Raw genomic sequence first — 11,893 nt, forward strand, 5'->3', positions numbered from 1 at the left:
AATGAAACCGAAGTTAAAAGCATTTCTTGAACAGTTATTTTCATCATCTGATAATGCTTTCTTACTCGTCGATTCTAAAACATTCCATTTGCATTTTATCAGTCCAAAACTAGTCTCCATCCTGCATTTGGAGCGATCAAGATCAGAATCGATCAGTATATTTGATCTCTTACCAAAACCAAAAGATGAGTATCTTGCAGAATTAAATTTTGCTCTTAACAATGAGAGTATTCTTTGCGATTGGGAATTTCTTAGGAGTGACAGAAGCTTAATAAGATTTAATTTTAAGCTCAGCCAACTATCTGATCCGGAAGATAACTTATCGTATCTCTTCTTCCAAATATCTGATCAATTCTTAACCAATTCAGATGACCAAGTTAAGATTATCTCCAAAGAAAATGAATCTTTGCGAAGAATCATTGGAACAATGAACAATGGCATTGTGATTGTGAATGAAGAAGGAATCGTTCAAGACATAGCACCGATCTTTAAATTTCTACTGTTTCAATTCATCCCGATTGAAAAAGGAGACTTTATCTTTGAATTTTTGGATAAAGATTTAATCACAGAATATAAAAATACTTTGAAAGAATGCCTCTCTCATATGCAAGTAAAAACGAAACATTTCACATATCGGATTTTTGAGAATGATTATGATTTCGATATTCGCTTTATTCCCATCAGACGATCCGAAAACTTACAAAAATTAATAATGTTAATATATACCGACAAAACGGAAGCTAATCGTTTAGATCGTCAACTAGTTGAATCAATGAAATTTGCAAGTATAGGAGAGATAGCTGCAGGCCTTGCGCACGAAATTAACAATCCCTTACAAAGTGCACTTCTCAATTTAGATGAATTAATAGTTGTCGGCATCGAGGATCCGAGTGAACAAAAGGAAATTCTAAAAAAAATCGAAGCAGCCAATTTAAGAATTCGCGATTTGGTTCTCGCGCTATTAGATTTAGGGAGAGTAGAAAGTAGAACTAGAGATTTGGTATCCCCGTACTATATTCTCGTGAGATCAAGTGAGCTCTTGGAGGTAAGTTGCAAAAAAAAGGGTATTGAATTCAAAAGACATGCCGGTCCAAACCTTCCTGGCATTGTCGTTCGATGGCAAGAAATAGAGCAGGTGCTCATTAACTGCGTTGTAAATGCAATCAATGCACTCTCAGAAATGAATCCACCTAGGCAATCGCCTAAGATTGAAATCGGAATCGATCTTGTTAAAAATAATAAAAAAGATTGGGTAGTCTTCTCCATCGAAGACAATGGTCCAGGCATGAGCGAAGAGGTTTTAGATAAGGCATTCTTACCATTGTTTACAACCAGACGTGAAAAACAAGGAACTGGTTTAGGACTCTCCATATCCAAAAAAATAATCAATGACCATGATGGAGATATCGTCATCAAATCAAGAGATGGTCTTGGAACTAAAATCGAAATATATTTACCAGTTCAACTAGATACCTATGAGTAAAATACTGATCATTGATGATGAAGAAGAGATTCGCATTGCCTTGAAACGAATCCTTTCACGCGAAGGCTATGAGATAGAACATTGTAGCAATGTGGAAGAAGGTCTCAATTTAATCAATAAAGAAGATAACTTTTCATTGGTAATTTCTGATATTCTCATGAGTGGTTTAAGTGGGATTGATTTGATCAAACATATATCTGAATCGCAACAAAATTTACCGGTTATTTTGATGACTGGCAATCCTAATTTAAGTTCAGCAGAATCTGCAGTTCGTTACAAAGCATTTGATTATCTTTCAAAGCCTGTAGATAGACTCCAATTGATTAATGTGGTTAAAAGTGCGATCGATTCTAAAATCAAGAAAGATGTAGAATTTGAAAGGTACCACCAATCAGAACTCATGGAAAAGGTTCTGAGATCCCAAAATCTAGATCTCAATCGCCAGAATGCAGCGATTATCAATGCGACCAGCGACTCTGTAATCACCATCAATTCTAATTTGGAAATCATTTCGATCAACAATTCTACCCTGGAGTTATTTAAGTATCCAGATTACAATGCAATTATCGGTCAAAAAGTAGAAGTGTTATTTTCAGAGCAAAAGAGAGAAAAATATCTTCATCAAATAAAACTTGTGGTAAAGGAAAAAAAAGAGAAGAAAACAATTAATTTAACAGATGTGAGTTTAATAAGATCGGACGGCAATTCATTTCTCACAGACATCGCAATTTGTAGTTACGAAATTGATGGAGATATTTACTTCACCGGAGTTATAAGAGATGTTACACAAAAGAAAATTATGGTGCAACAATTGATTGATTCTGAGCGTAGAGCTTTTTTATCTACTGTTGCAGCAAGTATCGGCCATGAAATTAACAATTCGCTCACTGCCATCCAAGGATTTACCGAGATGGCCATTAAAGAGAATGCGGATATCCAACTAAAAAATAGAGCTCTTCAGGTTACAATGAACCAAATGCAAAAATTACAGGCTCTAACTGCAAATTTACTTTTATTGGGAAAATCAAAATCTATCACCTCAAAGGAAAGTGAATTTATAAATTTAAATAAATCCATAACTTCTATTTTAGATGTTTTTAAAGAGACAGCAAGATTGAAATATTGCCAGATTATTTGGCAAGAACCAACAGATGAGTTGAACATTCATATGAATTTTGATCAATTCAATGTTTTACTTACAAATCTTTTGCTTAATGCTGCTGACGCGACTGAAAACGCTGGAACGATACAAATTCTTGTTGAACCTCAAATTCATTTTGTTTTGCTTCAGATCAAAGATGATGGAATAGGAATGAATGATGAGATAAAAGCAAAAATTTTTGAGCCGTACTTTACCACAAAAGAATTAGGTAAAGGAACAGGATTAGGTCTTTTTGTAGTAAAACAAATTATCGATGAACACAATATTGATTTTAAAATTGATTCCGTAGAGAATGTTGGAACAACTTTCGAATTGAGATTTAAATTGGCAAATTAATGACTTTAATCATAGAAAAAATCCAATCATCTATAGAAGCAATGTATCAAACAAAGATAGAATTGATACCTTTGCAAGAAGAAGCATCCACAAGACGATACTATTCCTTCGTTGTGAACGGCGATAGGCAAGTCCTATGTACTGACCAAAGTTTAAATCATGACTTTATACAACTTTCAGAATTTCTTTCCCTAAACAATGTCAGAGTTCCAAGAGTATTGTATTCAAATGGTGATTTAAATTTTATCATACAATCTTGGGAAGGCGAAAGAGATTTGGGAACATTCACACTCCAAGACTACATTAAGACTCTTCCCCATGTTATTGATTTGATTTTAAAACTGCAAAAACTTGATCCTCCCTCATTTGTCAAAACACGAAGGTTTGATCTTGATAAACTTGGTTTTGAAATTCAATTAACTGAAGATAAATTCAACGTATTTAGGCAGATTTACGGTATACAAACTGAATTCAATACTGAATGCAAAGCTTTTCTGCAATCCACGATAGCATATTTGGATCAACATCCGGTAAATGTATTTACACATAGAGATTTTCATAGTCGCAACATATTAATTAATGATAAGCAGGAAATGGTGTTGATCGATTTCCAAGACGCACGTATGGGAGTTCCTCAATATGATTTGGCAAGCATTCTTTACGATGCTTACTATCCACTTTCAGTTGAAATAAGAAAGGAATTGCTAACTTATTTTCAAAAAAAGACCATAGGTGGTTCAAATCGATTTAAAGAAACATTTTATCTGCAAGCATTACAAAGATCTTTTAAGGCTTTAGGAACATACTTTCGAATGGTCGTGGACGAGAAAAAGTATAAGTTTAAACCTTCCATATTATCTTGTTTAGAACAATTGGAAGAAATCATTCAAATAGGATTATTTTCAGATGCTCTCTATATTTTTGTGAGAGGATTAAGAAATGAGATCACCAAAAATGATAAATTTCAAAAGAATATAGAATGAAACATCATTTCTTTTTTTTGGCGGCGGGATTCGGAAAGCGTATGGGTGATCTGACAAAATATACACCCAAACCATTACTCAAAATCGATGGCATCAGTTTTTTAGATTATTCTTTATTTCTAGCAAATCAATGGGGTGCGAAAGATTCTTGGATCAATGTACACTATCTTGGTCATAAAATTGAGCAACATTTAAAAAAATTTCGATATTTTCCTTTAGAGATTTCTAATGAGGAGGATGAAATATTAGGTACGGCAGGTGGTATACGATTTGCATTGAGAAATACTTCGTTATCTTCGCATTTGGTATTATTTAATCCCGATACTCTTCTTTTCCCTACAGATGAATTTACTTTGCGAACGTCATTGCCAGAAAATTCCAAAATGCATTTGTACCTAATGCCCACTCCAGAAAACAGCAATTATACTACATTTTCAATCAGTGAGACTGGCTATTTAAAGATCGATGAAGGTAATTTTTTTTATATTGGTTTAGCATTGCTAGATCCAAGTGTCTTACAGTCCCTTGAACTCGGAAAATATTTCGATTTGTCTCCAATGATAAAAGAATTTTCAGAAAAAGGCCAATTGACTGGCGAACAATTCAAAGGTTCTACATTGGATCTTGGCACGAAAGAGTTATTCGATCGTTATCTAAATCAAAACGTATTTGGACATAGCAAAGAAAAAATTTCTCAATTTGTCGCTGATTATGCAATTGACTAGATAAGCTTTGAAAGTAATTCCTTTCTTTTTTCCTCGAATCCCTTTTTCCCGAGCAAAGCGAACATATTGTTTTTATAATCCTCAACTCCAGGTTGGTCAAAGGGATTTACGCCTAACATATAACCAGAAATTGCACAGGAAAACTCAAAGAAGTACATAAGTTCTCCCATCGTGCTTTCGGATAAGGATTTTAGATTTAATTCTAAGCATGGTACATTTCCAGAATGGTGAGCTATCAATGTGCCAAGGGTTGCTTGGTGGTTTACCTCTGTAAGTGTTTTTCCTGCTAAATAGTTTAATCCATCACCATTGTCAGATTTTTCTGTAAGATAAATATCCGATTTTGCAGATTCAATTTGGATAACAGTTTCAAATAAATTTCGTTCTCCATCCTGCAAGTATTGGCCCATAGAATGTAGATCTGTTGTAAATTGAACAGATGCAGGAAAAATTCCCTTTCCTTCTTTGCCCTCACTTTCACCGAATAATTGTTTCCACCATTCTAAAGTATAAAACAGATTTGGATGATAGGATACCAAAACCTCAATTTTCTTATTCTTTGAATATAAAGCATTTCTGGCCGCCGCATAACGTATAGCTAAATTGGATTTCGGATCTTTATTCTCCTTTAATTCTTTGGATATTGATTTAGCTCCCTCTACTAGTTGATGGATCTGGAATCCTGAACATGCAATGGGTAACAATCCAACTGGTGTTAAAAATGAATAACGTCCACCTACGTCATCAGGAATTTCGAATGTTTTAAATCCTGATTCATCAGATAACTTCTTTAAGGCGCCTTTTGATTTATCAGTGGTAGAGAAGACTCTTTTTTTAACTCCGTCCTTTCCGTATTTTCTTTCGAGTAAGGAAAGCAATAGCCTAAATGCGATCGCAGGCTCCGTTGTGGTACCTGACTTTGAGATAACATTTACACAAAAATCTTTATTCTCCAAGAAAGCCAAGAGTTTGCTATGGTAGTCTGAGTCCAAATGATGACCCGCATAGAGTATCGTTACACCTTTACGATTTGGTTCTAGCAAATGAAATGGTGAGGAAAGTCCTTCGATGACCGCACGTGCACCTAGATAGGAACCCCCAATTCCGACGACTACGAGGTAACTGCCAAGGCTTTGGATTTGTTCTGCGGTGTCTCGAATTTCTTTTAAAGATTCCGCTGAGATAGTCTCAGGCAAATCCAACCATCCTAGAAACTCATTTCCTTTGCCATTTCGATTGAGAACTGTCTGTTTGGCATCTTCTGCTTTCTTGAGAAAATTCTCCATCTCGTTTGCGGTAACAAAGTCTTTGACAAATCGGTCATTTAAAGTTAGGTTCATTTTGGATACCAGCTCTTCCGTTGGTGTGAATTCGTATTTTGCTTTGCTGATCCAATTTATGTAAAGGAATTTTGTCTGCTTATGGTTGATCTTAACATTGAGTCAAAACAGTTTTTGCTTCGATTCGGCAAACCAATGGAAGAGTTTCGCCATTTCTCCGCACCCGGTAGGATCAACATCATTGGCGAGCACGTAGATTATCTTGGGGGCATCGTTCTACCCGCAGCCATTGATTTTTCAGTTCACCTTTGGATTTCTCCAAACAAAAGTGATCAATTCAATTTGTATTCTCTCGATTTTGACAGTTTAGTGAAAATCAAACGTCCATTTCAGAGTTCTCAAATATGGTCAGATTATCTGATTGGAGTTATCGTTGAGATAGAGAAGGAAGGTTTTCATGTTCCTGGATTTGATGCTTTCCTTACTGGCAACATTCCACAAGGGGCAGGCCTTTCCTCATCGGCTTCCGTAGAGGTTGTTACAGGTTTTGCTATTTCCTCCTTGTTTGGTTTTAAGTTCAGTAGGGAAAAAATCGCCTTACTTGGACAGGCGGCAGAAAATCATTTTGTAGGAACAAAATGTGGTATTATGGATCAATTTATCATCGCCACCGGAAAAGAGGATCATTGCATCTCATTAAATACCGAGACACTTGAATATTCTTACCATACTTTTGATCTGAAAGGCTATGAGTTTTCTTTGATCAATTCAAACGTTAAACATAGTTTAAAGGATAGTGATTATAACCAGAGAAGATTAGAATGTGAGTCTGCTTTAAAAAAAATTAAAAGTGCAAACTTAAATATAAGCCAACTATATGAGGCAAAAGAAGATGATCTCAAACTTGCTGGCCTCAGTACTGCGGAAGAAAAACGAGTGAGACACGTAATTGGTGAAAAAAACAGAACACAAGCCGTGGTCCGAGGTCTTGAGAATGGAGATCTAACATCAGTCGGAAAGGCATTGTTTGAAACCCATTGGTCACTTTCAAAACTATTCGAAGTATCTTGTGAGGAAACAGACTTTATAGTTTCCGAATTGGAACGAATGGGAGTAGAAGGAGCAAGGATGATCGGTGGAGGATTTGGAGGTTGCATTCTGGTATTGGATAAAATTGGAAATTTTTCTCAGAATCAGGAAGAATTTCAAAAAAAATACATACAAAAGTTTGGGTATCCTGTAGACTTTTATCAATTTAAAATATCAGACGGTGTCAGGGAAATCTAAGCGAATGAGTGAACAATGGGATGAGTACACAGTTGAATCGGGAGAGTTTAAGATGGAGGTGATAGAATCCTACATGTCTACTATGCCCAACTCAGCGATCGTTTTTAATATAACAGGCGAAATTAATCTGTACAATTCCCAAGCAATTCGCGAAACCTTGGAGAGATTGTTATCCCAGGGTCGTGTCCATTTTTTTCTGGTTCTAGAAGAGGTTCGCTATATTGATTCTTCCGGCCTTGGTGTATTTTTGGGAGTGCATTCCAAACTCTCAAAAACACAAGGATTCTTGCGTTTGATTTCTCCGTCAGAGAAAGTGCGTTATGTTCTAGAACTCACAAAATTAAAAAATCTGCTGCAAATCTTTGATTCAGTAGAAGATGCAGCAAAGTCATTTTAGTCGCTTCTAAAAATATTCAGGAAATAAATACTTTAGTCGTTTTACTTGTTCTGGATTTCTCTTTTCGTTTGATGTCACAACAGAAAACTTTGTACTTCCCTTTAGAGAAGTGTCATCACCTAGACCAATGAAATCAATCAAAGAGGATAGCAAACGTTTGGCTGTCTCTGCATTTTGGCTCAAATTTCCCAATACCATCTCAAGTGTGACATGCTCTTCATCTTCTTTCCAGCAGTCATAATCTGTCGACATACAGATCATCTGGTATAGAATTTCTGCCTCTCTTGCGAGTTTTGCTTCTGGTAAAACAGTCATGTTAATTACATCAGCACCCCAAGACCTGTACATATGCGATTCAGCTCTCGTCGAAAATAGAGGGCCTTCCATACAAACGAGTGTTTTGTTTTCATGTATTTTGAGTCCGATTTTTTTGGCAGCATCTATTGTCTTTTGGCTAAGGCTTGGGGAGAAAGGATCTGCAAAAGGAGCATGGGCTACGACGCCGTTTTCAAAAAAAGTTGCTGGTCTAGATTTGGTTCTATCAATCACTTGGGAAGGCAAAACAAAATCACGTGGATGGATCTCTTCTCTTAAACTTCCGACAGAACTAAATGCTATGATCTCTTCTACTCCTAAACCTTTGAGCGCGGCAATATTGGCTCTCGCGGGAACCTCCGATGGATTAAGAAAGTGTCCTTTTCCGTGTCTGGGTAAAAATGCGATTTCTTTCCCTTTGTAAACTCCAATCGTAATCAGATCGGAAGGTTTACCCCATGGTGTTTCAGGATTTACTTCTCCTTTGATTTCCATCCCGTCCAAAGAATAAAGTCCTGTCCCTCCAATCACTCCGATCTTAACACTTTTGTCCATACAATCCTCTCTCTATTTGCAGAATGAAAAAACTCTTTTTAGTTGCATTCGTTTTTTTACAATTTAGCCTAGACTTCTAAATTCAAAGTTGTGATCTACCATGAAAAAATTTAACAAGCACCTACTCCTAATCCCTATTTTCTTTACCGCGCAGTTGTTCGCAGATCCTTCCTATAGCACATCAACAGAACAAGATCGAAAAAATATTAGTATAACAATATACAATGGTGGAATGGGTTTAGTCAGAGAAACACGAAAGATTAGTTTGAAAAAAGGCATTCGGACTTTGCGGTTTGAAGATGTTGCCTCTCAGATCATACCTCAAACCGTTCGCGTTAAAGCGGAAAATGCAGACCTATTGAGAGTGTTTGAACAGAACTATGAATTTGATTTGATATCTCACGAAAGGTTGATGGACAAATACATAGGCAAAGAAGTCACCATCTACCGAGACAACAACGATAAGGACCAAGGTACCAAAGCTACACTGGTATCAAATAATGGTTCCCCCGTCTATAAAATTGGCAATGAAATCTCTCTTGGTTACTTTGGAAGAGTTACAATCCCCACAATACCAGATAATTTATTTTCGAAGCCGACTCTTGTTTGGAAATTAAAGAACGAAACGGAAAAGGAACAAGAGCTTGAGGTTTCCTACCAAACCCAAGGAATCAATTGGTCTGCGGACTATATACTCATCCTAAACCAATCCGAAAAATCTTGTGACTTAAACTCTTGGGTAACACTTACCAATCATTCCGGAACAGCATACGCAAACGCTACATTACAGCTAGTAGCAGGAAAAATCCAATTGTTATCCAATGAAAACCAATACAGACCGAGTCCGAAAGTGTATCGAAAGAATTCTGGTGTGGAAACAATGTCGGATGTAGCAACACCTGAATTTAACCAAGAAAATCTATCCGAATATTATCTATATACTTTGGACCAACCGACCACGATAGGATACAACCAGACAAAACAAGTTCAACTATTCCAATCAGAAGGATTAGAAATTAAAAAATATTTCGTATTTGAAAACTTACCTATGTATGAAGGGAATGAGAAAAATTTCAATAATGCAACTGTTCGGTATATCTTCAAAAATTCCAAAACCAATCGATTGGGTAGACCTCTCCCTGCAGGTACTGTCCGAGTATTCAAAGCTGATTCGAAAGGTAGACAACAATTATTAGGCGAAGATACCATTGACCATACACCCGAAAATGAAGATGTAAAAATTAAAACGGGCCAGGCTTTTGATGTTGTTGCAAACGGCAAAAGGACCTCTTACGAAGCATTTAAATTTTCAGAAGGCTATAAGGCGAGTTATGCAGCACAATTCCGGAATCGTAAAAAAGAAGATATCGAAATTAGATTCTATGCATCTTTCTATGGAGAATGGAATATCACAAAGTCAAATCACAAATTCCAAAAAGAATCGTCCACTAAGGCCTTTGTGGACATCCCCATCAAAGCGGGTGAAACCGTTAATTTAGAATACACGGTTGAAACGAAATATTAGAGAATGCTTGACAAATAATTTTAACTTAATTAGTTTGATATTAAACGAATGGGCACAAAATTCAAAGGTTCGAAGCGAGAAATCCAGGCTCTAGACTCCTTTATAAAGTTGAAGAGAGCAACTGAGACCATTTCTTCCCGTGTTAGCTCCGAATTCAATAAGCTAAACATTTCGGAGAGCCAATTCGGAGTTTTAGAGTCACTCTACCACTTGGGCCCACTTTGCCAAAAGTCCCTGGGTGATAAGATATTGAAGAGTACGGGAAACATCACCTTGGTGATAGATAATTTGGAGAAACGAAGCCTTGTCGAACGGGTTCGAGACACTGCGGATCGTAGATTCATCACTGTCCATCTTACAGATGCAGGCAAAAAACTGATCGAGGAAATCTTTCCAGACCACGTAAAGCGTATCACAAACGAATTCTCTATATTGAGTGCTGAAGAGCATGAGGCCTTGGGAAGAATTTGCAAAAAGTTAGGGAAAAAAGAAGAATAAATTACTCTCTGTAGTCCATAACTAAGCGAAAGCCTGCTTTTCTATCCTCACTCAAATTCGGAATGCCACCATATGACCTATGGTGAGACATTGCACTCTTTGCAGATTCCGAATAAGAACCTCCTCTGATGACCTTATACAGTTTTCCAAAAGCGAACCCTTTGATTTCATGTCCGGGATACACTTCGTACCAGCTAGAGGTCCATTCAGCTGCATTTCCGCACATACCTAGAACACCATAAGGACTAGCACCTTCTTTTGAAAGTTCATATACCGATACAGTTTTGTTTATATTGGACTCACGAGTATTGCAAAGAAGTGAATCATATTCATCCCCGAAAGGATAACGAGTGAAATTAATTTTGAACTCTATTGTTTCATCTCTTCTTGTAACTTTCGTTAAACTGGTTCCCCTCGCTGCTTTTTCCCATTCAAATTCAGTAGGCAATCTTTTTCCCACCCATTTGGCATAAGCTTCCACTTCCCTATACGTTAGGTGAATAACTGGGTGATCTTCTTCTCCGACCGGGAAACGGCCGCCAATCCAATGTTTAGGTGGTTTCGTATTTGTCTGGAGGAGAAAATATTCATATTCGGAATTCGTCACTTCATACTTATCGATATAGAAAGAAGGAATCTCTTTTAGATTGGATTCCTTAGGGCCAAGGAAGGAAGGATTAAAATTATCCTGGCTTGCATCGTTACCCTGTCCAAATATCATCAAGCCTCTGGGAACAAAGACCATTTCTTTTTTGTCTTTTGGATGTAAAATGGATTCCCTAGGTTTTGTATAACGTCCTTTATAGAACTGATCTGGTTCCACATAGAAATCTTCTTCTCGAGTATCTTCTATATAGGAATCTGTAGTTATGCTTTTAATTTTTGAATTTGGATCAGAACGAAAGTCTCCTTCAAAAATGACATCAAAATAGCCTTTCGTTTTTGGGATTGAGGTTTCCTGGAAGATGGTGTCTCTCACAACGAATGTTCCAATGGGCAGCTTTGTGTCTTTTTGGTAAACGATGTATTCCTTTTTCTCTTTCAATCGCTCCTTCCACTCATCTAAACTAAGCTGGGAAAGTTTTTTGTTTCGAATGATTTTGATTTTTATCCAAAGTCGATTTTTGTATACAGCCGTGATTTCCCCTTTCCAATTTTGCACTTTTTTCTTTGTCTTTGAAAATGGAGATTCCTCGTCCAAGGTTTCTGTTTCCTGAGAGGACAGAATCCCGAACAAAAAAAAGAATAAAAATAGCAATAGCGCTGTTTTTCTAAGCATCACTTTCTTTATTATCGTCCATTATTCAAAAACCTTTTGATTGAATTTTTTTGGGAGCCTAGTAGAAT

11 protein-coding genes are annotated in these 11,893 nt (G+C 36.7%); 8 read left to right on the forward strand and 3 right to left on the reverse strand.

The features are described from left to right. Window position 1 precedes the first annotated feature (1 nt). From DI060_RS14245 to DI060_RS14260, 4 genes are read left to right on the forward strand one after another with little or no spacing between them, the layout of a single operon-like run. Complete coding sequence (locus DI060_RS14245) at window positions 2-1,483, forward strand: two-component system sensor histidine kinase NtrB (protein ID WP_108977627.1); 1,482 nt, start codon at window positions 2-4, stop codon at window positions 1,481-1,483. Continuing rightward, on the forward strand, window positions 1,476-2,981 hold the full coding sequence (locus tag DI060_RS14250) for a hybrid sensor histidine kinase/response regulator (protein WP_108977628.1): 1,506 nt from the start codon (window positions 1,476-1,478) through the stop codon (window positions 2,979-2,981). Before DI060_RS14245 ends, DI060_RS14250 begins: the two co-directional genes overlap by 8 nt. Beyond that, window positions 2,981-3,964 (forward strand): phosphotransferase, encoded by a 984-nt coding sequence (locus DI060_RS14255; protein WP_244594424.1) that lies wholly within the window; start codon window positions 2,981-2,983, stop codon window positions 3,962-3,964. Before DI060_RS14250 ends, DI060_RS14255 begins: the two co-directional genes overlap by 1 nt. Then, window positions 3,961-4,689: an NTP transferase domain-containing protein gene (locus DI060_RS14260; protein ID WP_108977629.1), complete on the forward strand. Its 729-nt coding sequence runs from the start codon at window positions 3,961-3,963 to the stop codon at window positions 4,687-4,689. Before DI060_RS14255 ends, DI060_RS14260 begins: the two co-directional genes overlap by 4 nt. Here the strand turns inward: DI060_RS14260 and DI060_RS14265 are convergent. Further along, on the reverse strand, window positions 4,686-6,029 hold the full coding sequence (locus DI060_RS14265) for a glucose-6-phosphate isomerase (protein ID WP_108977630.1): 1,344 nt from the start codon (window positions 6,027-6,029) through the stop codon (window positions 4,686-4,688). The genes DI060_RS14260 and DI060_RS14265 overlap by 4 nt on opposite strands. 81 nt (window positions 6,030-6,110) lie before the next feature. Here DI060_RS14265 and galK point away from each other — a divergent pair, with 81 nt between their 5' ends. Then, on the forward strand, window positions 6,111-7,256 hold the full coding sequence (gene galK / locus DI060_RS14270; RefSeq protein ID WP_108977631.1) for a galactokinase: 1,146 nt from the start codon (window positions 6,111-6,113) through the stop codon (window positions 7,254-7,256). Window positions 7,257-7,260: 4 nt separating this feature from the next. Next, window positions 7,261-7,653, forward strand: coding sequence for an STAS domain-containing protein (locus DI060_RS14275; protein ID WP_108977632.1), 393 nt, complete (start codon window positions 7,261-7,263; stop codon window positions 7,651-7,653). A gap of 6 nt (window positions 7,654-7,659) precedes the next feature. On the opposite strand, the gene mtnP is transcribed toward DI060_RS14275, so the two are convergent. Beyond that, window positions 7,660-8,523: an S-methyl-5'-thioadenosine phosphorylase gene (mtnP, locus tag DI060_RS14280; protein ID WP_108977633.1), complete on the reverse strand. Its 864-nt coding sequence runs from the start codon at window positions 8,521-8,523 to the stop codon at window positions 7,660-7,662. A 100-nt stretch (window positions 8,524-8,623) separates the two neighbouring features. On the opposite strand from mtnP, the gene DI060_RS14285 reads away from it, so the two are divergent. Both DI060_RS14285 and DI060_RS14290 read left to right on the forward strand, forming a co-directional pair. Beyond that, complete coding sequence (locus tag DI060_RS14285; protein WP_108977634.1) at window positions 8,624-10,048, forward strand: DUF4139 domain-containing protein; 1,425 nt, start codon at window positions 8,624-8,626, stop codon at window positions 10,046-10,048. Window positions 10,049-10,096: 48 nt separating this feature from the next. After that, complete coding sequence (locus DI060_RS14290) at window positions 10,097-10,546, forward strand: MarR family winged helix-turn-helix transcriptional regulator (RefSeq protein ID WP_108977635.1); 450 nt, start codon at window positions 10,097-10,099, stop codon at window positions 10,544-10,546. A 1-nt stretch (window position 10,547) separates the two neighbouring features. On the opposite strand, the gene DI060_RS14295 is transcribed toward DI060_RS14290, so the two are convergent. Next, window positions 10,548-11,825, reverse strand: coding sequence for a formylglycine-generating enzyme family protein (locus tag DI060_RS14295; protein WP_108977636.1), 1,278 nt, complete (start codon window positions 11,823-11,825; stop codon window positions 10,548-10,550). Between the last annotated feature and the right edge of the window lie 68 nt (window positions 11,826-11,893).

The organism is Leptospira ryugenii, assembly GCF_003114855.1.
GTDB classification, from domain to species: domain Bacteria; phylum Spirochaetota; class Leptospiria; order Leptospirales; family Leptospiraceae; genus Leptospira_A; species Leptospira_A ryugenii.